Origin of the sequence: Gemella bergeri ATCC 700627 (genome assembly GCF_000469465.1) — a bacterium.
GTDB classification, from domain to species: domain Bacteria; phylum Bacillota; class Bacilli; order Staphylococcales; family Gemellaceae; genus Gemella; species Gemella bergeri.
In genome coordinates, this window is the sequence record NZ_KI271790.1 from 1 (window position 1) to 26,250 (window position 26,250).

Annotated in this window: 22 protein-coding genes; 6 read left to right on the forward strand and 16 right to left on the reverse strand. The window is 29.6% G+C overall.

From position 1 onward, the window contains the following. Positions 1-103: 103 nt before the first annotated feature. From HMPREF1983_RS00150 to tpx, 6 genes are all read right to left on the reverse strand, one after another. Complete coding sequence (locus HMPREF1983_RS00150) at positions 104-715, reverse strand: NUDIX domain-containing protein (protein WP_021752233.1); 612 nt, start codon at positions 713-715, stop codon at positions 104-106. A 12-nt stretch (positions 716-727) separates the two neighbouring features. Next, positions 728-1,678, reverse strand: a complete 951-nt coding sequence (gene whiA / locus HMPREF1983_RS00155; RefSeq protein ID WP_040460694.1) for a DNA-binding protein WhiA — start codon at positions 1,676-1,678, stop codon at positions 728-730. 158 nt (positions 1,679-1,836) lie between these two features. After that, positions 1,837-3,270 (reverse strand): ATP-binding cassette domain-containing protein, encoded by a 1,434-nt coding sequence (locus HMPREF1983_RS00160; RefSeq protein WP_021752235.1) that lies wholly within the window; start codon positions 3,268-3,270, stop codon positions 1,837-1,839. Position 3,271: 1 nt separating this feature from the next. Beyond that, positions 3,272-3,967 carry an energy-coupling factor transporter transmembrane component T gene (locus HMPREF1983_RS00165; RefSeq protein WP_021752236.1) on the reverse strand — a complete coding sequence of 232 codons (696 nt, stop codon included), beginning with the start codon at positions 3,965-3,967 and terminating at the stop codon, positions 3,272-3,274. Between the two features lie 2 nt (positions 3,968-3,969). After that, on the reverse strand, positions 3,970-4,590 hold the full coding sequence (locus tag HMPREF1983_RS00170) for an MptD family putative ECF transporter S component (RefSeq protein WP_021752237.1): 621 nt from the start codon (positions 4,588-4,590) through the stop codon (positions 3,970-3,972). 10 nt (positions 4,591-4,600) lie between these two features. Next, positions 4,601-5,101, reverse strand: a complete 501-nt coding sequence (gene tpx / locus HMPREF1983_RS00175; RefSeq protein ID WP_021752238.1) for a thiol peroxidase — start codon at positions 5,099-5,101, stop codon at positions 4,601-4,603. A gap of 182 nt (positions 5,102-5,283) precedes the next feature. Between tpx and HMPREF1983_RS00180 the strand changes: the two genes are divergently transcribed. Continuing rightward, positions 5,284-7,152 (forward strand): DUF5776 domain-containing protein, encoded by a 1,869-nt coding sequence (locus HMPREF1983_RS00180; RefSeq protein ID WP_021752239.1) that lies wholly within the window; start codon positions 5,284-5,286, stop codon positions 7,150-7,152. A gap of 195 nt (positions 7,153-7,347) precedes the next feature. Here the strand turns inward: HMPREF1983_RS00180 and metG are convergent, their stop codons facing one another. After that, on the reverse strand, positions 7,348-9,345 hold the full coding sequence (metG, locus tag HMPREF1983_RS00185) for a methionine--tRNA ligase (RefSeq protein WP_021752240.1): 1,998 nt from the start codon (positions 9,343-9,345) through the stop codon (positions 7,348-7,350). A 479-nt stretch (positions 9,346-9,824) separates the two neighbouring features. Here metG and HMPREF1983_RS00190 point away from each other — a divergent pair, with 479 nt between their 5' ends. From HMPREF1983_RS00190 to HMPREF1983_RS00200, 3 genes are all read left to right on the forward strand, one after another. After that, complete coding sequence (locus HMPREF1983_RS00190) at positions 9,825-10,265, forward strand: DUF1307 domain-containing protein (protein WP_021752241.1); 441 nt, start codon at positions 9,825-9,827, stop codon at positions 10,263-10,265. Positions 10,266-10,611: 346 nt separating this feature from the next. Next, positions 10,612-11,166 (forward strand): peptide deformylase, encoded by a 555-nt coding sequence (def, locus tag HMPREF1983_RS00195; protein ID WP_021752242.1) that lies wholly within the window; start codon positions 10,612-10,614, stop codon positions 11,164-11,166. A 215-nt stretch (positions 11,167-11,381) separates the two neighbouring features. Continuing rightward, positions 11,382-11,825, forward strand: coding sequence for a YehR family lipoprotein (locus HMPREF1983_RS00200; protein ID WP_021752243.1), 444 nt, complete (start codon positions 11,382-11,384; stop codon positions 11,823-11,825). Positions 11,826-11,888: 63 nt separating this feature from the next. Here HMPREF1983_RS00200 and prfB read toward each other — a convergent pair whose 3' ends face one another. Beyond that, positions 11,889-12,998: a peptide chain release factor 2 gene (gene prfB, locus HMPREF1983_RS00205; RefSeq protein ID WP_040460696.1), complete on the reverse strand. Its 1,110-nt coding sequence runs from the start codon at positions 12,996-12,998 to the stop codon at positions 11,889-11,891. Positions 12,999-13,403: 405 nt separating this feature from the next. On the opposite strand from prfB, the gene HMPREF1983_RS00210 reads away from it, so the two are divergent. Both HMPREF1983_RS00210 and HMPREF1983_RS00215 read left to right on the forward strand, forming a co-directional pair. Continuing rightward, a complete protein-coding gene (locus HMPREF1983_RS00210) occupies positions 13,404-15,095 on the forward strand; it encodes a M3 family oligoendopeptidase (RefSeq protein ID WP_021752245.1) in 1,692 nt (563 codons plus the stop codon). A 204-nt stretch (positions 15,096-15,299) separates the two neighbouring features. Continuing rightward, positions 15,300-16,037, forward strand: coding sequence for an HAD family hydrolase (locus HMPREF1983_RS00215; RefSeq protein WP_040460698.1), 738 nt, complete (start codon positions 15,300-15,302; stop codon positions 16,035-16,037). Between the two features lie 298 nt (positions 16,038-16,335). Here the strand turns inward: HMPREF1983_RS00215 and HMPREF1983_RS00220 are convergent, their stop codons facing one another. The 8 genes from HMPREF1983_RS00220 to HMPREF1983_RS00255 all read right to left on the reverse strand — a co-directional run. Beyond that, positions 16,336-16,638 (reverse strand): PrsW family glutamic-type intramembrane protease, encoded by a 303-nt coding sequence (locus HMPREF1983_RS00220; protein ID WP_021752247.1) that lies wholly within the window; start codon positions 16,636-16,638, stop codon positions 16,336-16,338. A gap of 279 nt (positions 16,639-16,917) precedes the next feature. After that, positions 16,918-17,811, reverse strand: a complete 894-nt coding sequence (locus HMPREF1983_RS07525; protein WP_021752248.1) for a tetratricopeptide repeat protein — start codon at positions 17,809-17,811, stop codon at positions 16,918-16,920. A gap of 165 nt (positions 17,812-17,976) precedes the next feature. Continuing rightward, positions 17,977-18,372 carry an SMI1/KNR4 family protein gene (locus HMPREF1983_RS00230; protein WP_021752249.1) on the reverse strand — a complete coding sequence of 132 codons (396 nt, stop codon included), beginning with the start codon at positions 18,370-18,372 and terminating at the stop codon, positions 17,977-17,979. Between the two features lie 3 nt (positions 18,373-18,375). Then, positions 18,376-18,681, reverse strand: coding sequence for an HNH/ENDO VII family nuclease (locus HMPREF1983_RS00235; RefSeq protein WP_211225802.1), 306 nt, complete (start codon positions 18,679-18,681; stop codon positions 18,376-18,378). Between the two features lie 223 nt (positions 18,682-18,904). Beyond that, the gene (locus HMPREF1983_RS07860) at positions 18,905-22,075 is read right to left on the reverse strand and encodes an ATP-binding protein (RefSeq protein ID WP_021752251.1); all 3,171 of its coding nucleotides are present in this window, start codon (positions 22,073-22,075) and stop codon (positions 18,905-18,907) included. Between the two features lie 14 nt (positions 22,076-22,089). Next, entirely contained in the window at positions 22,090-22,533 is a 444-nt protein-coding gene (locus HMPREF1983_RS00245; protein WP_021752252.1) for a hypothetical protein, read from the reverse strand. A gap of 13 nt (positions 22,534-22,546) precedes the next feature. Further along, positions 22,547-24,883: a dynamin family protein gene (locus HMPREF1983_RS00250; protein ID WP_021752253.1), complete on the reverse strand. Its 2,337-nt coding sequence runs from the start codon at positions 24,881-24,883 to the stop codon at positions 22,547-22,549. Between the two features lie 79 nt (positions 24,884-24,962). After that, positions 24,963-26,250 (reverse strand): dynamin family protein (locus HMPREF1983_RS00255; protein WP_021752254.1); only part of this gene is annotated, 1,288 nt, incomplete at its 5' end.

The window sequence follows — 26,250 nt, forward strand, 5'->3', positions numbered from 1 at the left end:
TTCTCATGCCCCGTATTTGACACAGAGCCAATATATACAAAAAAGCTAGTTGGGTAAAACAGTAAAATCTATTTTTACCCGACTAGCTTTCTCTATAATATTGTTACATTATCGGTTTTAAAAATGCCGACCATGTTTCATAGTTTTCTTCAGCACGTGCTTCTTCCGTATTATCCCATTTTATAACAAGCGTATCGTCCTCTTTAACTTCGACTATATCTTTATCAACTTCACAAGTGTAAACCACTCCGACGTGAACTTGACCGACAACTTCTTTATCATCATTTATTAAACCTACAAAATGGAGATTTTTTAATGCGTAATTCTCATCTACTCCTACTTCTTCGTTCAATTCTCGTGCCGCATTAATTTTTAGCATTTCGTATATTGTCTTTCCTGCTACTTCGTTCATATGACCACCAATTCCTACAGATGCTTTCCCGTGAAGTCTCGCCTCACCGCCTCCAACCAAACGACGATATACCAATACTTCTTTTGTTGCCTTATCTTTTACCAACACATAACCGATAAGTTGCTTATATTTTGGATTTTCTTCCATATCGCCACGACGTTTTACTTCGTAATGTTCAAATGTATCCACTATTTTTTTTACTTTCTCGTCTTCTTTTGGTAAAAAACCGTAGAAATCATTTTTCTCATTATTAAATAAAATTTCTCTTTTCACGACCAATATTTGTTCATCCCACTTGCTCATTACTATTCTCCTTTATTTTATCTTATATGTTCCATCTCTCAGTTCTTTTGCAATTTTGGATATTTTTCTAAACCGGTGGTTAAGTCCTGATTTTGATAAGTTTCCATCCTCTATCATTTCCGCTATTTCTTTTAACGGATACTCCGGATATTTTAAACGTGCCTCTGCCACAACACGAAGTTTATCATCAAGATTATCAAGCCCCAACCGCTCTTCTATTACATTAATATCTTCCACCTGTTTAGCAGATGCGTTTACCGTTTTATTCATATTAGCCATATCACAATTTTGCATTCTATTGACGGAGTTATTAATATCACGAACTATTCTTTCGTCCTCAAACTGAAATAACGCTTGATATGCACCGACTAAATTTATAAATTCCGCTATTTTTTCCGATTCTTTAATATAAACTATATAACCTTTTTTTCTCTCTAAGGTTCTTGAGTTAAGTTTATAAAAATTTAATAATTCATTAAGTTCTTTAATATGTTCCAAATAAGATGAAAAAATTTCCATATGATAACTTGAAGTTCTCGGATTATTTATTGACCCCCCTGCTAAAAATGCACCACGCAAATAGGCTCTTTTTTTCTCATCTGTATTTATTAATTCATTAGCTATATCTGCTCGCATTGTATAATCGTCACCTAAAATATATAGCTTAGTTAAAATCTCTTTAACATTTTGTTCCAAACGACAAATATAGACATTATTTTTTTTTAATTTTAATTTTTTTCGCACTGAAATATGAACGTCAACATTATAAAAATATTTCACCAAAGAAAACATTCTTCTTGCTATTGAGGCATTTTCCGTTTGAAAGTTAAGGCTTAGTCTACCATTTGCTATTGTTAAAACACCGTTCATTTTTATAAGTGCTGATAACTCTGATAAAAATTCTTCTTTTTTAGTTATTTCTATTAGAGTTAATTCTTTTTTCATATCTGACGCATATGACACACCAATCCCTCCTTATTTTTTTCCCGGTTTTTCCTCTTGACTTTTTATAGTTAGTCTTTTTACTTCAGCTTTTTTATTTTACCATGATAGCCATTAATAGACAACTGTTTTAGTGTATCAAAATAAATTCAAAGAGATTTTCTCCCTTTGAATTTATTTTAACTCATTATTTTTAAGATTTTTTCTTTTGTTTCAACGTTTAGATCAATCCGTTCTCTTATTCCATTTTCATCAAAGTGTAATACTTCATCGGCAACTGTGCATAGAAATTCATAATCATGAGTTATAATAAAAATAACTACATCACTTTTTCCTATTTCATGAATTAATTTACTCAGTTCTATCATATTAATGTAGTCCAAACCGCTTGTCGGTTCATCAAAAATAAGAATTTTTTTCTTTGATAGAAGAGCTGAAGCAATAGCTACTCGTTGCTTTTCGCCACCGGATAATGTATTAGGGTGTCTTCCTAACAATTTTCTTATACCTAAACTATCGACTATTTTATCAAACATTTCTATATTGTTACAACCCAATTTTATTTCTTTATCTACTAAATTGGTAAATAGCTGATAATTAACATCCTGCATTACTTGGAAAGTATTTTTTAACAAACCTTTTTTAGAGATAGCTTCCCCGGCTAATTCTATATTATATTTAATTTTTGATAAACCACTTAACGCATTTGCAAAAGTAGTCTTGCCACAGCCGTTATCCCCAATAATTGCATAAACTTTTGAAGTTGAAAAGTTTTCCTGTTTTACTTCTATATTTTTTTTATTTACCTTGTAGCTAAGAGAATTTATCATTAAATAATTTTCTTCACCGTCTATTACTCTTTTTCTTGTAACAAGCTCTACTTTGTTCAAATCTATTTGCCTTGTTTGACAGGCTCTACCGTCAAAATTATTTAATTCTTCTTTACTAACAGAATGAATGACCTTACCGTCTTTTACGATGTACATTCTATCTATTAAATCTTTTAAGTAGTATATTCTATGTTCAGCAATAATAACCGTTTTTCCACTTTTTTTCAAATTTTGTATAATGGTAGAAATTAGCTTTATAGCCTTAAGATCTAAGTTACTCGTTATTTCATCAAGAACGTAAATATCAGCATCCAACATCATGCTTGCCATAAAGGCTAATTTTTGTTTTTCACCACCACTAAGTTCAAGGACGTTTCTATCAAGAAGATGTTCAGCAGAAAATTCGCTAATAACCTCATCTATTCTTTTTTGAATTTTTTCCCTTGAATAGCCGTAGTTTTCCATACTAAAAGCAAGCTCACTCGTTGAATCAAGGTTAAAAAACTGATTTTTAGGATTTTGAAAAACACTGCCGACTATTTTTGAAAATTCCCTTAATCTATCACCAATATTCAAATGAAGAACCTTAAGTTCTCCACTATATCCGCCTGAAAAAAATTCCGGTGCAAGCCCGTTTAGAACTCTAAGAATTGTCGTCTTACCGCTACCGGAGTTTCCGGTAAAAAGAACACATTCCCCTTTTTTTATATCGAGCGATAAGGAATCTATATTTAATTTTTCCGATTCTGTATATTTATAATTAAAATTTTTAAATGTTATCAACTTACCACCCCATAAACATAATATAGCTGAATAAAGCTAAACATACCAATATAACTAGGTAATCTTGTATTCTAAATTTCAATGTAATAAATGAAGTAGGTTTAGCATCATTATCTACTCCTCGGCATAAACAAGAAACAGCAAGTTCATTAGCAATATTTGTACTAATAATAACATAAGGAACAAAAACATATTCGAAAAACTTGAACGGATGAATTAGGTAATATCCTTTGGTTATACCTATTCCTTTCATTTTTAGAGAATTTTTTATCTGTTTATAATCCGTCATTAATACGGGGAAAAATCTATACAATACCGCCAAAACAATTATTGCATTTTTCGGTATCTTTATCATTCTTAAAAAAGTTATTAACTCCGATACTTTAGAACTGCTAACCAACGCTATTCCGGCACAAAGTGGAAAATAAATAGTTTTAAACATTAAAGAGGTCAGCAACAAAAAACTATCTAACATCTTTACTATGGAAATATGCCCGAAATATACCTCATAAATAGTAAAAATCAAATATACAAGAAACATTCTACCTGCTCTTATAGGCTTGGACTCCATCGCTAATAAATATAAAGTAAAAAATATAGCCACACCTAAATGCCACATTACATCTAATGATTTAAACATAAGTACATTAGCCAATATGAGCAATAATATTTTTGTTCTTATATCCAACTTCAACATAATTACAAACCTGCTTTATGGAAATTTTTAAAGTATAGTTTTCTACCTAAATATGCTCCAATAAAAGAAAGTAGTACCGTTAATACTATAATTAAAATAAAAGTTTTAATATCAGAACTTCCCATTACAAAATCTATTTTTTCTTGAGAATAATTTCTTCCTTGAAGATGTTTTATATAAGTATCTTTCATAAAAAACATTGGAAGTATTATACCGATATTTCCAAGATTAAAGAATAGATAAGACAAATATTCATTATTTTTTCTAAAGAAAAATTCTGCAATTATTGCACAAATAATCATAGTTACAGAGCCAACCAGTGAATGACCTGTTAAAGCTATAAAAACTGCAATTATTGTTATCATTGTGAAAATTGCCATGTTTTTATTTATTTTATTAAAAATTAAACTATAAGCACTTCCACAAACTAACGCAGTCGCAGCGGAAACATATGTTGCAAAATAAACTTTACCACCAAAAACAACTGATGTTACCAATGTTCCGATACCTACACCGATTGCCATTGATAAAATCAAAAGTATTGTATAAAGCCCTAATGTAATTAAATCTTTTATTTGAAGTTTTTTATTACCTTGTTTATCTATGTATTTTAATTCTGTCATTAACTACCTCTTATAATAATTTTTTTACAACTTCTAAAGCAGCTTCATAGTTCGGTTCACTACCGACTTCTTCACAAAGTTCTTTATGACGAACCACACCTTCTCTATCAACTACATACACTAATCTTGCCAATAAACCTAATTCTTCAATTAGTCCACCGGCATTATTTTCAAAATCTCTGTACTTGTAGTCTGAAACTGTTATTGCATTTTCGATTCCTTTATCTGCACAAAAACGTCCCAAAGCAAACGGTAAATCTTTTGAAATCGTAATGACAACCAAATCGTTGTAATTTTTTACCTCTTTATTAAATCTTATAGTCTGTAAAGCACAAATTCCTGTATCAACCGATGGAAAAGCGTTAATAACAACAACTTTACCTTTATAATCTTCTAAATTAAAATCAGCAAGTTCTTTCGTTACCGCTTTAAATGTCGGAAATACATCACCTACTTTAACTATATCTTCTACTGTGACCGGTTTTCCTTTAAATGATATTGTTTTCTTCATAGTAATTACCACCACATGATAAAAAATATCATGAGTCCTTTCTTAATTTTATCTACTTAATGATAACACATTTCAATTAGGATGGTAAAGTTTTTTTTATTATTTTAACTCATTTTTATGTAGTAGTAATACAATTTTATGGTATAATAAAATATAATAATTATTACGAAAGGATTGTTACAATGACACAAGATGAAAAAGATAAATTAACCGATCAAGAAGAAAATTCTTCTAAAATTGATCCTGACGACAGCACTAATATATCTTTTTTTGGTCGCCTTAAAAATCAATTAGGACATTTTAAAAAAAACAAAACAGAAAATAGCAACCTTGAAGAAGACCATTCGAAACAAAAATTCTCTCCATTTCAAATAAAAAAAGAAATTAAACAAAAAGAACAAGAAGCTAAGGCTAAAGCGGAAAAACTGGAATATGAGAGAAAACAGTTTGAAGCTGCACAAAAAAAAGCGGAAGAAGAACGTGAAAAACACCATTTAGAACGAATGGAACAAGAGCGTATTGAAAAAGAACGTATCGCCCATGAAAAAGAACTTGAACGCCAGCGTATCGAAAAGGAAAAAGCAGAAAAACGTGAAAAAGAACGTATTGAAAAAGAGCGTATCGCTCGTGAAAAAGAACTTGAACGCCAACGTATAGCCAAAGAACAAGCCGAAAAAAGAAAACAGGAATTTTTAGAAAAAGAGCAGGCATTTAAACTGGAAGGCGATAAAAAACAGGTAGAATTTCTGGAAAAAGAAAATAAAATAAAAGAAGCAGAAAACCAAATATTAATGCTTAAAACGAATGCTATAGTATTAGATGATAAAATCGCCGAGGAAAAAAGGGCTATAGACAGTTTAAAAATAAATAATGATGATAAAGAAAAAATTACTTATCACGAAAAAAAATTAGCCAACTTTACCTTTGAAAAGCAAAAATTGGAAAAAGAGATTTCTCTCATAACCAAATCTATCGAAAAAATCAAAAAAAATCTTGAACTTGAACATAAATTAGTTGGACTAAAAAAAGAAATATACAATATAAAAAAAGAAGTCGTTAACGAAAATGAAACAGCATTTAAAATAAAAGATTATGATAATAAGGTAAAAAATATTTTCTTAGTTGCTTTCGCATCTATAAAAGCATTTATTTTAAAAAATATTTTTAGAAAAAATGTCGAGAATTATGATAAAATTAGAAAAATTTCTAAAAATATTAAAATAAAAATTGCAATTTCCTTTATTCTTGCAATAGTTTTATCAGTATTCTTCCTTATTCTACTAAAATTTGTTTCTTCAGCTAAGGAGCATTACGCTGATTTCGACAATGTTCAAACCCCTGCTGTGAACTCTACAGAAGAGATGAAAAAACAAAAAGAAGCCGAAGAAAAAGCTAAGATACTTGAAGCACAAGAAAAAGCAAATGCGGCAAGAATCGATTCAGCAGCACAAGATGAAGAAATCACCGCAAAACTTGGCGGAACATTTGTCAGCTATTCTTTTGATGTTAACCGTGAAGTTACAGTAAACAAAAAAATTCATACATTCAACTCTGCTAACTGGAATGATGTTGATAAAGTTATTGAATCCGGAACTAAATTTACAGTTAACAAACTAGTTTCACCTGCCGGATATATGATGTATCAAATAACATCCGGTGAGCATGCGGGAAAATTTATTACGGCTAACGAAAAATTTGTTACTATTGACAAAAAAAATGACGATACCTCTAATTTTATTTCTAAGACAAGTGCTATTAAATTCCTCGCTACTCAAAATGTGTACAGCGATGAAGAAATCAGTAAAGTTAAAGCTACTTTCGGTAGTAATGCTGTCCTTAATATCAGCGGCTATGGCATCTCTAAAAATAATAGATTAGTATATCATATTACAGACGGTTCATTTATTCCAGTTAATCCTGTGAGATTAATTGAGGTTAATCGTGAATCAGCTAAATCAAAAAATATTGATAAAGATAATAATAACAGTTCTAACGATCAAAAAAACAGTACCACACAAAACACCGCCCGTTCTAAAAAAAATAACAGGTAATTAAAAGTAGTGCTGCATAAGTAACAAAAATAAATAAATTAGGATTATTCCAAAAATTTCAACTTTTTTATAAAATAAGAGCGGTTTAAAATCCGATTTCAAAAATCACATTTTTAGCCGCTTCTAATTTATTTAATAATCTCAACCCTAAAAACCTCACAAATCGACAATTCAATTTGTGAGGTAATTATTTTATTATCTTATTTCTGCACCATTAGGAACATCAGCACTAATTTCCACTACTCTTAGTATTCCGTCTTTTTCTGCTGATAAAATCATTCCTTCGCTCAATTCTCCGCACAATTTAACCGGTTTTAAATTCGCAACAATCGCTACTTTTTTACCGATTAATTCTGCCGGTTCGTAATACTTGGCAATACCTGAAACGATCCTACGTGTATGATTTCCTAAATCCAGCTTAAACTTCAATAGTTTAGAACTTTTTTTCACTTTTTCACATTCCAATACTTCTGCTACTCTTAATGATATTTCAAAGAATTTATCAATGGTAATTTCTTCTGCTAATTCAACAAAGGAATTATCTTCTTCTTTTGTTTCCGTTTCTAAATTTGCCAATGATTTTGGTGACATTTGATCTTTAATGTACTCAATTTCAACTTCTTTATCAAAACGCGGGAATATTGGTATCGGTTTTTCAATTACTTTTACATCACCTTTAAAGACACCGAATGTTTTTACCGTATCAAATGTTAATAAATCTTTGTCAATCCCTAATTGTTTTGCAATTTCTTTAGGTGCATTCGTTAATGCCGGACTAATTAGAATAGTTGCTATTCTCAAACTTTCTGCCAAGTAGTTCATTACCTTATCAAGTTCTGCTTTTCTGTTTTCGTCTTTTGCCAAAACCCAAGGTGTTGTTTGGTCAATATATTTATTAGTTCTTGAAATAAATTTCCAAACAGATTCCAACGCTTTAGAAAATTGCATATTTTCCATATAATCTTCATAATCTTCAACAACTTCTTTTGATAATTTGATTAATTCTTTATCAAATTCAGTGGTCGGTGCTACGAATTTTGGAATAATACCATTACAGTATTTATTAATCATCGAGATTGTTCTATTCAATAAGTTTCCTAAATCATTTGAAAGATCTGAATTAATTCTTTCTATAAAACTCTCCGGTGTGAAAATACCGTCCTGTCCAAACGGAACTTCACGTAATAAGTAATAACGTGCCGCATCTAAACCATAGCGTTCAATTAACATATACGGATCTACTACATTACCTTTAGATTTACTCATCTTACCGTCTTTCATTAAAAACCAACCATGGGCGAAAACCTTTTTAGGCAGAGGTAAATCTAATGCCATTAATAAAATCGGCCAATAAATCACGTGAAAACGAACAATTTCTTTCCCAACTACTTGGACATCAGCGGGCCAGTATTTATTAAACAATTCTTCACTTTCCCCGGTAGCATACCCCAAAGCTGTGATGTAATTTACCAAAGCATCTATCCATACATATACAACATGTTTCGGATTTGATTTTACTTTCACACCCCAGTCAAAAGTAGTTCTGGTTACAGCTAAATCTTCCAATCCCGGTTTAATAAAATTGTTTAACATTTCATTTTTTCTACTTTCCGGTAAGATAAACTCCGGATGTTCGTCATAATATTTTACCAAACGATCTGCATACTTACTCATCTTAAAGAAGTAACATTCCTCACTAACAAGTTTTACCTCGTTACCGCTCGGCGCAATACCCCCGATCATATTTCCATTTTCATCACGAAATACTTCTTTTAGTTGAGTTTCAGTAAAGTACTCTTCATCACTTATTGAATACCATCCTTTGTACTCACCAAGGTAAATATCACCTTTTTCAACAAGACGTTCAAAAATTTCTGCAACGGCTTTTTCATGATAATCATCAGTCGTTCTAATAAACTTGCTATAATCAATATCCATCGCTTTCCATAATTTTTTTATATTTCTAATCATCTCATCAACATAAGCCTGCTCACTAATTCCTTTTTCCTGTGCTTTTTGTTGAATTTTTTGTCCATGCTCATCAGTCCCTGTTAAAAAATAAGTATCAAAACCGCTTAGTTTTTTATATCTAGCTATTGCATCGCATGCAACCGTTGTATAAGCATGACCTATATGTAAATTACCACTTGGATAATAAATAGGTGTTGTAACGTAAAATGTTTTTTTAGTCATTTCACAAAACTCCTCTCGTAAGTTTCATTATAATATACAGTAACTATTGTACCATATATTAAAAGCTATTGCATAACTTTTTACAATGTGTAGGGTAAAAAAAATAGGATAAAAATATCCCAACTCTAATATACTCGAAATTTACATCTTTCTCAAACTTTATCTTATATCCTATCCATTCGGATACTGTACATCTTTTAATTTTTAGTACTCTCGAAATCTACACATACTATTATTCTAAATATCTATATAATCTCAGATTTTTATAAATAACTGCTCACAGCGAGCAACCTTTCGGCATCTTAAATAAATTTTTATTTGAACTCTTTTGTAAATTTCGAATATGTCTATATTGTACCCTTGATTCTGTAAAAAATCAAGTTATACTATATTTACTACACTTCATATTGAAAATATAAAAATAACCGTGTATAATTAAATTATCTATAAAACATCACAAAAAAGGAGAAAAAATTTCCATGAAAAAAATACTTAAACTATTGACCGTTTTACTTACAGTTACATTGATTTTAACAGCCTGTTCGAGAGAAAAAACCAAAGTATTCACTCAAACTCACGATCAACAAAATAACGAAATAACCATCTATTATAAAGGAGATCTAGTTAATAGAATAGTTAATGTTTCAACAATCAATGAACTTGGTGCGGATAAGGATGCAGCTATAAAATCAATAAAAGAATCAATAAAAGAACATTATGGCGATATTGAAGGTCTAACTTACGAGTTTGAAGAAAAAGATGACAAACTGATAATGAAATCAGTATTAGACTATACTAAAATTGATTATGATAAAGCTAAAGCCAAACTGAGTTTTAATAAAGCATCACTTGATGAAGAACGTAAATTATCAAATGTCGAAAAACGTATAATAGATAATAACGGAAAAGAGAAAAAATAATTATAACCATAAATTTAAAAAGGGGCAACTCAAAAATTATGATTTCGTTGAAAATCAATTTTATAGAGTTGCCTCATATAGTTTATTAATCCAAAAAAACTCTTTAAAGCGTATTTTTAGAATCAATAAATCTTCACGTCTAACTACTAATTAAGTAAATTCTTCCAGAATTTTCAACTTTTAGGACAACCACTTTTATAATACCTCGCCATAAAAAACAAATATACTAAAAATTTATTATTTTCACCTTGGCTAACTTATCCTTTTGACTTTCTTTCCCATTTATGAAATAATAGTATAGAAATTTATATTATTAAACAATACAATACTTAAGGAGAATTTTAATTTGATTACAACTAAAAACATAATTATTGATCCTCATGATACTCTAAGAGCTCGTGCTAAAGAAGTATCCAACCCTATTTCAAATGAGGACAAAGAAATCTTACGAAATTTATTAGATTACGTTATCGCATCTCAAGATGATGAATTAGCAGAAAAATATGGATTAAAACCGGGAATCGGTCTGGCAGCTCCACAAATTAATGTAAGCAAACGAATGATTGCCGTTCATATTCCTAACTATGAAAATCCGGAAGATACAGTTTCATATGCACTTTACAACCCTAAAATAATCTCCAACTCAGCTGCAAAATGCTATCTGGCAGGTGGTGAGGGGTGCTTATCCGTTGAGGAACAAATTCAAGGCTATGTACCACGATATTCAAAAATAAAAGTCGTCGGTTATAATGAAAATAACGAAAAAATTACACTAAGCCTGACAGGTTTACCTGCTGTTTGTTTCCAGCATGAAATTGATCATCTCAACGGTATTATGTTCTATGATCATATTAATAAGGAAAATCCATTTTCTGTTCCTGAAGATTATGAGAAACTATAATGTTTATCTTAAAATAACTGCAAATATTAATAAAATAATCAATATAAATTCTTAGATTTATTATCTATAATATATTTTTAAGTAAAAGATAAATAAACTCTAAATTATATTAATTTTTTAATAAGTAATGATATTATAAAACCATAATATTGTTGCTTATTTTTTAAAAATGTAGTATATTTAAAGTATAAAAAATATCAGGAGGATTTACCGTTATGAAAAAATTACTAACTATATTATCAGCTGTTTTGCTTATATTCCTTACGGGATGTTCGGGAAAAGAGCAAAGTAAGACTTTTACAAAGTCTGAAAGAGGCGTTACAATGGAATTGACATATTATTATAAAGGCGATAAAGTTACTAAACAAACTGCCAATAATACAATGGAATATTCTAAATTAGGTGTTACTAAAGAAACACTGAAAGCAACATTAGAACCTGTAATGAAAAAATATCAAGGGGTTGAAGGATTAGAAGAAAGCGTTGATTTTCAAGATGATAAAGCTGTAGAAAAACTAACTATTGATTACACTAAAGCAAAAATCAGCGAACTTAAAGGAATCCCCGGCATAGAACTTGATGCGAAAGACGGTGACTCTGTCAGTTTGAAAAAATCTGAAGAAGCACTAAGTTCACAAGGTTTTACAGAAAAAAAATAAGATAACGAAATAAGATGATACCGGATTTAATGAAAATCTGATATCATCTTTTTAAATTGGCGACTACTTACCTTGCATATAATAATGAAGATACGCATCGATAAAATCAATAATTTCGCCATCCATTACTTTATCTACGGTTGATACTTCATAATTTGTTCTATGATCTTTTACCATGGTATATGGTGTAAACACATAAGATCGAATTTGTGACCCCCAACTAATATCTTTTTGTTCGCCACGAATACTTGCCAACTCTTTTTCTTTTTCTTCCAATTCTAATTTATATAACTTGGATTTTAAATTTTTCATCGCATATTCTCTGTTTTTTATTTGACTACGTTCTGCTTGTGATTGAACAACTATACCTGTAGGTATATGTGTTATTCTTACTGCCGAATCGGTAGTATTAATATGCTGTCCGCCCGCACCTTGTGCTCTATAAGTATCTATTTTTAAATCTTCCGAATTTATTTCTATATCTATCTCATCATCAGAAAATTCCGGTATAACGTCTATTGAACAAAACGAAGTGTGACGTTTACCTGACGGATCAAAAGGAGAAATACGAATTACACGATGAACACCTTTTTCTCCTTTTAATAAACCATACGCAAAATCACCCTCTACTTTTATAGTAGCTGATTTAACCCCTGTAATATCACCGGTTTGATAATTTAAATAACTATAATTTAAGCCCTGCTTAACAAAAAATCTCTCATACATCCTAAGCATAAGCTCTGCCCAGTCTGTAGCATCTGTTCCGCCGGCACCTGCGTGAATTTCCAATATTGCGGCATTATTATCATATTCCTCTGAAAACAGTAACCTGAAGCTGAAATTTTCTACTTTCTTTTTTAAATTTTTTACAGTTTCAATTAATTCTGTATAAATTTCTTCGTCTTCATCTTCTTTTAAATACTCTATCATTTCACTTGAGTGTTCCGCATAATCAATCATTTCACTAAATTCATCTAATTCTTTTTTTATATTTTTAGATTCCGTAACCATCTCACCGGCTTTTTCCGCCTCATTCCAAAAGTCAGCTTCTAACATCATATTTTCTATTTCAGCAACACGTTCTTTTTTATCTTCTATATTTAGAGAATTTTTAAATTCTGTAATTTTCTTTTCAATTTCTTCCAGCTCTCTTTTTAATTCAACAAGTTCCAAAATTGTCACCTCTTTTTCCTTTCTTATTATACAAGAATTATCTCCAATATACAAGAGCTTATAACAGTAAATACTTTTATATTAATATTTCGCATTGAAATAAACGGTGAATAAAATTTTAATACTTTTTTCACATTGGTAAACATACCCTATTATTATAATAAAATTATCAGGATTATATAGGATAATATTATGAGTTTTGAATAAAATATTTTAGTTTATAATTCACATAGACAATAAAATAATAAATCCATATCTTCGTAATTTAATTTTTATACTCACTACATATTATAATTAATTTTTCTATTTTCAACAATGAATTTTCTGAAAGTTTATTTTGTATTTTTTCTTTATTCGTGGTATGATAGTTGTAATATTTATTTATACGATTAATAGGAGGATACTATGACTTTTGAACAATATAAATATACAAGACCTAATATTGAAGAAACAAAATCTAATATTTTAAAAATTGAACAAGAAATAAAAAATGCTAAAACCGCTAATGAAGTATTGGAAGTATTTACTAAATATAATACTTTGAGAAATTCTCTTGAAACAATGTCCGTTCTGGTAGAAATCAGACATACTATTAATACAACAGAAAAATTTTATGAAAGCGAACGAGAATTTTGGGATGAATTTTCTCCTGAATTAACTGCATTAAAAACCAAAGTTGATACTGCAATTTTTAATTCACCTTTTAAAACCGAGTTAAAAAAAGAAATCGGAGAACACTATTTCAACCTAATTGAAACTAATTTAAAAGTCTTCAACGATGATATAATTGAAGACCTTAAAGAAGAAAATAAACTTGCTTCTGAATACACTAAACTAACTTCAAGTGCAAAAATTCTTTTTGACGGGGAAGAAAGAAATCTTAGCGGTATGGCTAAATATACTCAACATGAAGACAGAAATGTAAGATTGGAAGCAGGAAGAACCGTTGCGAAATTTTTCACCGACAATCTTGAACAATATGACAGCATTTACGATCGCATGGTTAAAGTTCGTACTCGAATTGCTAAAAAACTTGGCTTTGAAAACTTTGTTGAAGTTGCATACCTTCGCTTAAACAGAACAGATTATAATGCTAAAGATGTTGCTAATTATAGAAAACAAATTCTTGACGAAGTTGTTCCTTTAGTGGAAGAATTAAAGAAGGCTCAGGCAAAACGCCTTGGTTTAGACACACTTCGTTTCCAAGATGAAGCTGTAAACTTTAAATCCGGTAACCCTACACCAAAAGGTGACAGAGCCTATCTGGTAGAAAGTGCAAAAACTATGTATAAAGAATTATCACCTGAAACAGATGAATTCTTTAGCTTTATGGTGGATAACAATTTACTTGATCTTGATACAAAACCGGGAAAAACAGGTGGCGGTTATTGTACATTTTTACCCGATTACAAAGCTCCATTTATCTTCGCAAACTTTAATGGAACACCACATGATGCTGAAGTCCTAACACACGAAGCGGGTCACGCTTTCCAAGTATATCAAAGTAAAAATCATTTACCTGAATATGTCTGGCCTACTTTTGAAGCATGTGAAATTCACTCAATGAGTATGGAGTTTTTAACTTGGCCGTGGATGAAACTATTCTTTAAAGAAGAAACTGAGAAATTTAAATACTACCACCTGACAGGTTCTTTAAAATTTTTACCTTACGGCGTAACAGTAGATGAATTTCAACATGCCGTATATGAAAATCCGGAAATGACACCGAAAGAACGTCGCGCAAAATGGAGAGAAATTGAAAAAAAATATTTGCCATCACGTGACTACACCGATATACCTGAACTAAACAACGGTATGTTCTTCTATCGTCAACTTCATCTATTCCAAATGCCATTCTACTATATAGATTACACACTGGCACAAGTTTGTGCATTCCAATTTTGGAAAAAAGCACGTGATAATGGAGAAAAAGCGTGGGAAGAATATCTTCACCTATGTCGTTTAGGCGGAACACTTCCTTTCTTAGCACTGGTTAAGGAAGCAAATTTAGAAAATCCATTCCAAGATGGAACTATTTCTCATATTGTACCTGAGATTAAAAAATATATTGATTCTGTTAATGCAGAACAATTTTAATAAAAAATAGGACTGACCCTAAAGCTAAAAATTCTTACAAAATTTACTTATTGGTAGTCAGCCACAGCGGTTTATTGATTTGAAAAGTTGCTTTAAAAAACTTACCCTACGGCAATAAATTGTACGGGGTGTCTTAACAAAATCGATTTATAACAAAATCATGATTTTTTAAGGCTCCCTACTCTTATAATGGGAGGTAATCTTATGAACAGAAAGAAGAAGATTGCAGCATTCTTTGATATTGACGGAACTCTTTATAGAGATTCATTAATGACAGAACACTTTAAAAAATTAATAAAATACGAAGTTGTCGATGAACGTTATTGGATAAACGGAGTAAAAGATACCTATATAAATTGGGACAAACGCTTTGAAGACTACGATAACTATTTATTCGAAGTTTCAGAAGCCTATGTTCAGGCAATAACGGGACTTCATAAAAAATATATTGACTTTGCAACCGAACAGGTTATGAAATTAAAAGCCGATCGAGTATATAAATTCACAAGAAATATTATTGAACAACACAAAAAAGATGAACACCTTATTATCTTTATTTCAGGTAGCCCTGATTATCTGGTAGAAGCTATGGGGAAAAAACATCATGCATTTTTAGCGGTAGGTAGTAAATATATAATAAAAGATAATAAATTTACCGGTGAAGTTATCCCTATGTGGGACGCCGACAGCAAAAACGCAATGATAGATAAATTAGTAAAGGAATACAATATTGATTTAGAAAAATCCTTTGCTTATGGAGATACAAACGGTGACTATAATATGCTAAGACGAGTGGGTAATCCCGTAGCTATGAATCCGAGCCGCGAACTTCTCAGCAAAATTAAAGACAACGAAGAACTATCGAAAAAAGCTACTATTCTGATAGAGAGAAAAGATGTTATCTACAAAACTCGTGCTGATGTAGATATTGTAGAAGTATAAAGGGAATTAGGTTTTATAGAACCAATCAAATTTTATACGTAATTTTAAATAAACCGGGGATTTGTTGCTAACAAAAAGGGATTTACAAAGTTTATTCCACAACTACTGTATCTTGTACACAACAAATCCTTTTACAAAATATCCCTCTAAAAGCACCTGAAACAACAGTGTTTTTAGAGGGCTACTAGTTTTTTCAAGTGATAAACTTATGGTTATTTTATATCCCCTATTTTTCTCATGTTTTGTATTTGATATAGGGTCAAAAAAACTGATTAATCTTGATAATTAATTGATTAAGCTATACATCATATTTATACCGCGTTATTTCTTTAAGATCAGCATTAATAATAACAAATAACTCTGTCCATACCAATATTATTAAAACAGCCATTTGTAGTAAATTGTTAATTGGTAAATCCATATCCCACAATGCATGCATCAGTATAATAGATGAAAAGAAGAAAATAAATTGAGATTTCATAAAATGAGATAACTCTAAATTTTTATCTCTTTTAGCTATTGTTAATGCTCCACCTGCTATAGCAGTCCATGCAAGATGACCACCAATAGATGTAATAACACGTAAAATAGTTATATTCATAGGTTAGTGTTCTTTCATGAATGAGTCTTTAGAATAAAAGATTGTCTTTAAAGACATATCCAACTACTACTAAAATAAATATGAGAGAATCAAGAACAAAGTAGAATATTTTTTTATTATCTTTTCTTTTTATGTATATTTTGTTCGTATGTAGTATTATTTGAGTTCATCTTTTTTCCGTATGACTGACAGAAATTAGAAGTAGCACTATTTTCTTTTCTACAATTATCACAAAATTTCATAATACATTATTTTCTTTATATTTCGTACTCTATAATATTAATTTACACTTATAAAGAGATTATCGTCGTACACATGTATGACATACCCTCCAAATGCTCCACTTATCCATTGATAATTGAATTCTGCAGTTTTAGTTTCTCCATTTTTCATTTCTATGTAAATAGTAAGAGGGTCATCTGGATTCGCTTGCTGAAGAGAATTGTAATTTGTAGTAATTCTTTTTGCATTTTTATACGAACTTTTAACCGTTGATAACATTTCTGAATCCCCACCTCTTTTTATCCATTCTTGTTGAAGACTTGTTACATTATCAGGAATAGTCATACCCATTGAGTTTTTTCTTTCCATTTTTACAGGTTTATTTTCTGAAGTTGTATTTTGATTTTTAGCTGGTGTTACTTTTTCGGTATTTTCTTTATTCTCATTTTTATTTGCTTCATCACTCAATTTAGCTTTTAGAGCACTGTGATTAAATTTATATTTATCTAAGATAGCATTGATACTACTGCTATCTTTATTATCTAATGCTTCGATTTCTTTTAATGCCTTATCGTAATTTGTAATATCAGATTTTAACCACTCTTCTGCCTGTGAAAAAGTATCATCTGATTTTAATGTTTCTACTTTTTCCAGTGATTTTTTAGCTCCTTCAATATCCTTGTTGTCCAAACTATTATGAGTATTTTTTAATTCTTTCGCTATTTTTATTTCTGTTTTAATATTAGAAAGTGATGATTTGTCTTGCAAACTCTCTAATCCTGCCACACCGGTATCAAAATCATGTGTAATATTAATAACATCAATATATTTTTGGTGTTCAGCTTTTACATTTTTACTACTACCGCTACCTAGAAAAAAGTAATATCCCACAAAACAAATTATAACAAATACTATCACTCCCGAAATTATTCCTACTGTTGTTTTTTTCATAAAAACCTCCTTAGTTAAAAATATAACCTAATTTATAATAATATAAACTATCACACATTTTTTTATAGCTATTGTGTTAGAATTATTAAATTATTATTCTCATTATAAAATTCCCCCTTCACCATACAAAGTACAGTGAAGAGGTTAGACAGAATATAGGAAAATCTATTTTTTTCTTTCTAAACACAGTTTTATATATTCTCTAAAATTTTCACAAAGTTCTTTCATTTCTCCATTTTTAAACAAAAATACTTTTCCTTTTGTATTCATTAAAACTAATTCCCCATCTATCCCAAAATTTTCCAAAACAAAATAATCATTAGGAAATTTTTTATTTAATTTTTTTTCACTATTCGTTGCATCAACTACATTTATATAACTATCAACATTTAATCCCGTTAACTCTGTCCCGTAGAAACTTATTGCTCCAAACTCTTTTAAATATTCCCTATATTCTACGGGGAAAGTTAAATTCAGGTCTTTCTCAGCAGCAATAATTTGTTCTTCTGTAGCTCCTTTGGCAGTATAAAGGTTTTCTATTTTTTTTATGAATTCTTTCATTTTTTAGTTCTCCATTTCTCTAATTCTTTCTTTCCAATGATTTATCTTTTCAGTATTAAATGTATTTCTATTTATTTCAGATTCTTTTGTTTTATCATGTAAGATTCCATCATTCTCTTTACTACGATGTTCGTCTATTGACAATTCTGCCAATGGAGAATCTGATTTTTGACCAATATGATGAAGTTCTATAGGTTTCCCATTTTCTAATGGAGCCAATCCTTCTTCCATTCTTTCTTTATTAGTTCTTCCCATTTCATCTTTTATATCTAAGTCGATTTCACGAACTAGTACTGGCTTCCCATTCACATCTTTTTCTTCTAAGCCTGCTTCTTTATAAATTTCATACTCTTTATTTGAATTAATATTTTCCACAATTTTATCAGAATACCCTGAATCTTCTTTTATGTAATTTTTATCTATATTAGTATTCTTTTTATTTTCAATATTTTCAAACGCCTGTAATTTATTTTTTCACCACTATCACTTTGAGTTTTCTCTAAATTTTCTGATGCTTCCAGTATTTCTTTCATTATACCATACCTCTTTCTATAAGTTCATCCCATTTTTCAAGATAATTTTCCGGACGATTAAATTTTTGTATCTGCTCTTGTAAAATATACCTGACTATTTCATTCACCTCATCCCTTTCTAATAAGAAACCTTGTAATATTATTTCTTTAAATTCATTTATATTTTTAGCCTTTTCTATATATTTTTCTTTTTTTCTATTCATAATTAAATCATAAATTACATTAGTGTAATTTCTAGTATTGTTGTTTATTATTTCTAATACTTTTGTCTTTTGTCGTGAAGATAACGTTGTTTCCAATAATAATTCTTTAAATTCATATTTTGTTATTCCTAAATCACCTACTTTTATTTTAGTTAAAATATGCTTAATCACTTCTGAATTACTTTTATTTATTACTGCTTTTTCTGGTTTATAATCATATTTTTCCTCTGTTTTTTCATATTTGATCTTTACCAGTATGGGTTCAATCCAATTATTTTGGTATACTGCCGCAACTCCTGTAGGGAGTTTAGCTAATTCTTTTATCTGTTCTTCATTAAGATTAGTTGCTTTCCCTACCAAATTTCTATCACTTTCATCAGGAAGCCTCATAATTATCTTTGTATTAGTATTTCGTATTACACTCATGTCTAACAGTCCCGGCGCTTGGTCTGCAATAATAAATCCTTCACCATAAGTTCTGACTTCTGCGATTATATTAGAAAGCATTTCAACTGCTTTTCCTAATAGATTTGATCCTTCTGAACTCTGCTCTGTTGATGTTCGTTTTAGTAAATTATGAGCTTCTTCTAACACAGTTACATGACGCAACTCTGCATTCATATCTCCTGAAGTCATACGATATTCTTGCAATCTCATTACTAATATTCCCATTATTAATGATTTTGTTTCCATTGAACCTACTCTACTTAAATCTATTACCACGTTTTCATCAAATAACTTCTTATCTCCTATCTCTTCTCCTAAAAAGATTTCTCCATATATACCATTTGTTAGCGAACGTATTCTAGTAGATAAAGAACCAATATAATTATCTTTAACCTCTTGTGAGTATTCAGACTCCATTATAACGTTGCTTAATTCTTCTAATAAATCTTCAAATGTAGGATATAAATCTATTCCAAAGTCATTTTCAGAAGTAGCAAAGTTCCATCCTATAGATTCATATGAACGCTCAACTGCTTCTTTTAAAACAGCTGGCATAGCTGCATACATAGGCCAACACACATTAAATATCTCTACTAATCTATCTATATGCTCTAGTACATGAATTTTTTTCGGAAACTTAAACGGATTTATTTTGAACTGTTCTGCATAGTATGGATTCGTTCCGTAAACTTTTGCATCATTGCCAAATACATATTTATACTCTCCTTTAGCCGGTTCTATTACCATAAATTTAACATTTTTTCTTTTTAGCTCTCTTAATAACTGATAAACCGAATTAGATTTTCCTGAACCAGTCGAACCGGTGATAAATGAGTGCATTGCTAAACTTTTTAAATCTAAATTTACCTTTGTGCCCTCATCTTTACCCATATGATATATATTTCCTAACTCTATTTCATTATTAGAATTACCGTTTTCTAATTTAAAAATATTTCTACCAAATGTTGCTGATTCGACTACAGGTAAGCCATTAATAGATTTCTTAGGTAACCCAAGAGAAACCGCTACTTCATACGAATCAGAAATTGTCGCCGGTGTAACCCCTACATTATTTTTTATAAATACCGGATGAGATAATACTTTCAAATATTTTTGAACTTCAACAAAATTATTATCTCCTTTTCTCCAACTATTTATATATGAAGATTGTAAAAACGAATTATCTCCCCTCATAAGAGCATTATATATATTGGCAACTATAGCATTAGTTTCAAAATCATTAGTAAATACATAAGTTGCATAATTAAATGCACCATATCCTTCACATTTTTCTAATCTTTTAATTTGTCCTTCAGCACGTTCTAATAAATTTTTTACATTTTTATTTTCGCTACTATATTGTAACGTTTTTCCTTTTGAAGTAGTTATTCCTTTACTAGATGTACTAGATGTGTTAACCGATTTCGAACTTTGCGTTGTTTTCGTTTCACCTGTCTGCGTTGTCTCGGTTTCAGAAGTAGTATTAGTTTCAGCAAAAGTATCTCCCAATGTTTTAGCTGCCATTGCTGCCGCTCCTAAACCTATTACTATCGGAGCTGATGCTGCGGCGACGGTTGCAGCACTCGTTGCTGCGGCAATCGTTGCACCTGCTGCAATAGCCCCTTCCATTGTTGTAGCCATTATGGATGCTTTGGCTACTGTTGCCCCTATATCAAGAGCCGCTCCAGCAACCGCTCCTATTTTGTTAGCAGTTCCTTTTTTACTCGTACTCCATCCATTACTTATAGATGTACTTTGGCTAAGAGAAATACTTTCTCCTAATGTATCTGTTATTCCTTTGGTTTCAGATTCTGTTAATGATACCCCATCAGTTTCATTAAACGAATATGTAGTGCTTTGAAGACTAGATAAACTACTATATAAATTTTCATATCCTAATCTTGTAGTTTGGATCTCTTCATTTGTCACAGCATCAGCTATTACTACTAAATCATAGTACCTGCCGATTAAAGAATCCGCCAAATGTTCTATCCCTTGAACATATTTTTGAATATCATGCTTTTCTTCGTTTCTAATTGATGATATCCCCGATATTGATACAATATAATTTTGACCTGTAATATCCTCAACCATATTTTGTATCGAAGTTGAATCTAGATTCTTTGTTACAATTCCCGGAAAATTCCCTTTTAACGAATTTTCAAATGTCATAGATTTTGTCTTTACAGAATTTGATTTTTTATCTATTATACCTAAATAATACTTCGTCAAATTTCCGCATCCACGTATAAACATAACTACTGTAGCTTGAATAGTGTATGCGGCGGTTAGTACCGTCACCATTTTTTCCAACATACTTTCATTTTTGTCAGATACGATTTTTTCAAATTTATATATTCTTGAGAAATCTGAAATATTAAAATCGTTTAACCCATCGGGAATTTCTTGAACTTCGTATTTTGATAAATTAGAAAGATAGTTTTTAGTTATAATATCCTCTGCAAATTGATAAGTATTTAATAAGTTACTATACTCTTTTACTTGTATATCATTAGTCATTTTTATCTCCTACCTTATTTATTAATCCAATACAAATACCCTAAAAACACTAATATTCCGACAGTTGCAACTGCAACTTTATATTTTGAGTTGTTTTTATCAATATCTACCCTTACATTCGTTGATTTTTCTCTTTTGCGACTGAGTTTTTTATTTTCCAAGTAAAAACCGATTTTTCTCACATCTTCTATTCTTTCATCACAAAAATTAAATGTTAATTCTGTCATAGCATTAGAGAAATCTTCTAATGATAATTCTTTATTTTCTTTATAAATTAGCTCCCCTATCAATTTATCTTCCTTAACTTTTATTCCTTTATTTTCTACATAATTTAGCGTATTTAAAAACTCTCCTTTTGACAAATCTTTATCAAATATCAATAAATCTACTAGTAATTGACGAATTAATTTTATATCATTTTCTTTTATTGCCGTTTCTAAACTTTCTGATACTTTCATCACAATATCCCCTTTAAAAATTTAACATAGTTTGAATTTTTTTCAATTTACTTTCAAACCATTCTTTTCTCTGCTTAATATTTTCCATATTACCTTCTAATTCTGTTTTCTTATCTAATCTTCTTTTTATGTCAATTAAAATATTTTGGATTTCATTCTCTAAATCCTTAACTTTTGAATTAATCCATTTCCTGTATTCATCCATTATATTCTCTAAATATTCTTTTACATTATCTATATAATTATTAAAATGATTAGTTGCATTATCAAACATTTTATGAGCAAATTCCTCAAAGTTAACTACTTCTACTTCATTTGATTTCCAAAACTTTAGTTTACCAAGAAATCCAGATTTTTCAGGATTTGGAATTTTTTCTATTAGTTTTTTCAATTCATTTGAGTTATTGCTTTCACTAATTAAATCAATATTCACAAAATTAGAAATAGATTTTATATTCCCTAGTTCCATCTTCCCTATTTTTATATTTTCGGAAATTTCTTTAATTTTTTCTATATATTGTTCTGTCACTCTCCTATCAATTTTTTTTAATTCTAATTCTAAAGATTCTGTAAACGACTTTGAATATGAAGCGAATTCTGATTCTATTTTTTTCGCTAATTTTTCCTCTTCATCTTTAAATGAATCAATAACTAATTTTTTCCCTTTATAAGAATCGTAGGTTTTATTTTTTAGATTGGTTATTTTCCCTAATAATTCTCTTTCTCCTATATTAATTTTTTCTTTAAAATTTTCTTCTATTTTCTGGATTTCTTCATTCAATTCTTTTTTTATTTGCTCTCTTCTTGTTGTATCTATTTCTGTTTTTTCTATTTCATCTCTTATTTTTTTTACTTCGATTTCCCCTTTGGCTATAAATTCATCAAATTTTTCTTTTTCTATTACACTTTTTAAGGTGCTCTCTACATCATCTATTAACTCTCTTACCTTGATAGGATAAGCGTATTTATCAATATATTCTTTTAATAGTTCTTCTAATCCTCTTATTCCTGTTTGAATTAATATTTGACCTTCTTCATCATTTTCTTTAACTTTTTCTCCATATTCTATTTTTAATTTTTCTTTTATACTTGGTGATAATGTTGCGTATTGTTCAAGGTGATAGCCTTTTTCATCTTTATCGTCAAGAAATAATAAATTCCCGCCCAAATCTTTTTTTTCGTGTTTTGTCAACGATTCTCCATTTGCATTTTTTCTTGTTAATAAACTCTGTCTAGAAGAAAGTGGGACTAGTATGGGATTTTTTATTCCGAAGTTATCAAGATATCGATTAACTTTAAATTTTAGATTTTTTAATTCGCCCTTTTCATCATCCAAACTATCCGCTTTATTTATTACAAAGATGAATCTATCATGTGATTGTTTTCCTGCTTTCTTCATTTCTTTTGAAATTTCTTCAAGTAAGTTTTTATCATCATTAATTTCTAGTTGTTGAGCGTTTAAAATATATAGTACTACTGAATTATCATTTTTGATAAAATTCATAGTAACTATCTTATGATTTTCATCTCTTGAATTATTTGGACCTGGAGTATCATTCAATTTTAATTTTATTTTCTCACTTGAGACTGCTGGTATATTCCCTTCTAAAATGATTTTATGAATATTTTTATTTTCATTTATTCTCTCTAGTTCTGAAAGAGTAGCTTTTTTTCTAAATCTGTTGATCATTTCGGCAGTATTAACTTCTTCAAGAACCATTTCTAATTCTATTTTTTCTCCATATTTATTTATTACTTCTACCTCATAATTTTCCAAGTTATCATTATCTAATATACTTGCTACCGTTGCCGTACATGCTTCATTTTTTGATGGTAATAACTCTGTTCCTAAGAGCGCATTTATCAATGTACTTTTCCCACTACTCATAGTAGCAATAACATTTATATCAAAAATATTTTCTTTTTGTTTTTCATAAAATTCAAATATAGTTTGTTGCTTAGAATTTTTTTCACTATCGGAAGATAAGATAGCTTCTTCTTCTTTTAATTCTTTAAACAAATTCTCTATATTACTAAATATAAATTCATCACTCTTTGATTGTATATAATCTAAAGTAATTTCTGTTTTTTCTTTTTCATTATGTTCTTCTACAGCTATTTCTAAATCTTCAAAATCTATTGCTCTTCCTTTGAATTTTATGTTTAGAACACCGCTATTACACTCGTTAACTATTTCTGAAATTAAACCTTCCCAGTTTTCACTTTCATTAAATAAAGTTTGTAATCTAGCATTACGTTTATCGTAAATATTGCTATTTAATACCTCTATTCCATTTTTCTTATAAATAGTATTTAATGTATATGGATTATATTCTATATAGAATTCCATTATTTTTTTCTCCTTTTTTACTAATTCTATTAATTATTCTTCAAGATGTATTAATAATATTTCCTATGAAATCCCTAAATTATTTATCTGTATTTTTATTAGCATTCAATATTTTCTCACTTCTAATTTGCTCCCTTTGAAGATATAATTCTAAATAATGCAATCCTGTATTCTCAAAAGCTTTTTTAAGTTTAGAATATTGGTATTTTTCACCATTTATATCTATCTCTTTATATTGCATAGGATAATCTTTTGTTATCGCATATAAAGATAGTTCAAACTCTTGTGGAGCATACAAATTATATGAATTTATAAAATCAATTCTTTCTTTCTTAGTTAAGTTTTTTCCATTATTCAAAACTTTTTTTATTAAGTTCGCTGCTCCTCCTGATATTGGAAAAATATCAAAATCTTCAAATTTTAGTTCTCTTAGATATTCTTGTGCCGTCAAAATAGCATTTCCTATAGATTCTTTTTCTAAGTCTAATGTATCAATTTTATTAATTAAGAACAACACTGGAATATTTTTTTCTTTGGATATAGTTTTAATTTCTGTTAGTAATTTTTTTTCATCATCTGTCCAAGCATTTGATATATTAACTACGTACACTATTAACCCACCTTCTGTACTATCTACTATTCCTCTAGTAATCTCTGCATGAGTTTCATCCTCAGAATTATTAACTCCCGGCGTATCAATCAGTAATAATTTTTTATTCGTATTCAATACTCCCTTTATTTGAGTAGATATAATAACTTCTTTTATATCATCATTTTTGTTAAACTCTAACAATCTTTGTTCTTTATCATTAATGACTTCCTTGATTTTCCCATCATTATATATAGCCGTTATATCTAATTGACCATCATTATCAGTGTCTAGAATAGAATAAACTTTTGATGTACATGCCTCATTAGAACTATCTAATACTTCTTTTTCCAATAAAGCATTTATCAATGTGCTTTTTCCGCTTGACATCATTCCTACAAAGATAACAGGAAAAATTGGTTTTTCTTTACTTTCTTTTGTTTTTTTATATGCTTTTATTACATTAACTCCATTAGCGTCATCATTTACTTTTACTTTAAATGTTACTTTCCATGTGTCGCCTTTGGCTACTTTTTTACTCCATGTTACTTGTCCATCTGCGAATTTTCCGTTATTATCCGCTGAATTTTGTACGTATGTAGTGTATGCTGGGATTTTATCTTTAATTGTTACATCTCTGTCTTTGTCCGTTGTGTTTTTATATTCAACTGTGTATGTTAGAGTCTCTCCCGGTTTTACTACTTTACCGTTAATTGTTGTTCCGCTTTCGTTTACAACATCTTTGACCGGTTTTTTCGGTGTCGGGTTATTTGTTGGG

Excerpts from the sequence above, each read along its gene's own strand:
- tpx (WP_021752238.1), bottom strand. The coding sequence starts at position 5,101 with ATGAAGAAAACAATATCATTTAAAGGAAAACCGGTCACAGTAGAAGAT.
- HMPREF1983_RS00230 (WP_021752249.1), bottom strand. The coding sequence starts at position 18,372 with ATGAAAGAATTCATAAAAAAAATAGAAAACCTTTATACTGCCAAAGGA.
- HMPREF1983_RS00220 (WP_021752247.1), bottom strand. The coding sequence starts at position 16,638 with ATGAATATAACTATTTTACGTGTTATTACATCTATTGGTGGTCATCTT.
- HMPREF1983_RS07860 (WP_021752251.1), bottom strand. The coding sequence starts at position 22,075 with ATGACTAATGATATACAAGTAAAAGAGTATAGTAACTTATTAAATACT.
- HMPREF1983_RS00250 (WP_021752253.1), bottom strand. The coding sequence starts at position 24,883 with ATGGAATTCTATATAGAATATAATCCATATACATTAAATACTATTTAT.
- HMPREF1983_RS07525 (WP_021752248.1), bottom strand. The coding sequence starts at position 17,811 with ATGAAAAAAACAACAGTAGGAATAATTTCGGGAGTGATAGTATTTGTT.
- HMPREF1983_RS00215 (WP_040460698.1), top strand. The coding sequence starts at position 15,300 with ATGAACAGAAAGAAGAAGATTGCAGCATTCTTTGATATTGACGGAACT.
- HMPREF1983_RS00165 (WP_021752236.1), bottom strand. The coding sequence starts at position 3,967 with ATGTTGAAGTTGGATATAAGAACAAAAATATTATTGCTCATATTGGCT.
- HMPREF1983_RS00170 (WP_021752237.1), bottom strand. The coding sequence starts at position 4,590 with ATGACAGAATTAAAATACATAGATAAACAAGGTAATAAAAAACTTCAA.
- HMPREF1983_RS00190 (WP_021752241.1), top strand. The coding sequence starts at position 9,825 with ATGAAAAAAATACTTAAACTATTGACCGTTTTACTTACAGTTACATTG.
- HMPREF1983_RS00150 (WP_021752233.1), bottom strand. The coding sequence starts at position 715 with ATGAGCAAGTGGGATGAACAAATATTGGTCGTGAAAAGAGAAATTTTA.
- HMPREF1983_RS00210 (WP_021752245.1), top strand. The coding sequence starts at position 13,404 with ATGACTTTTGAACAATATAAATATACAAGACCTAATATTGAAGAAACA.
- HMPREF1983_RS00245 (WP_021752252.1), bottom strand. The coding sequence starts at position 22,533 with ATGAAAGTATCAGAAAGTTTAGAAACGGCAATAAAAGAAAATGATATA.
- HMPREF1983_RS00180 (WP_021752239.1), top strand. The coding sequence starts at position 5,284 with ATGACACAAGATGAAAAAGATAAATTAACCGATCAAGAAGAAAATTCT.
- metG (WP_021752240.1), bottom strand. The coding sequence starts at position 9,345 with ATGACTAAAAAAACATTTTACGTTACAACACCTATTTATTATCCAAGT.
- HMPREF1983_RS00200 (WP_021752243.1), top strand. The coding sequence starts at position 11,382 with ATGAAAAAATTACTAACTATATTATCAGCTGTTTTGCTTATATTCCTT.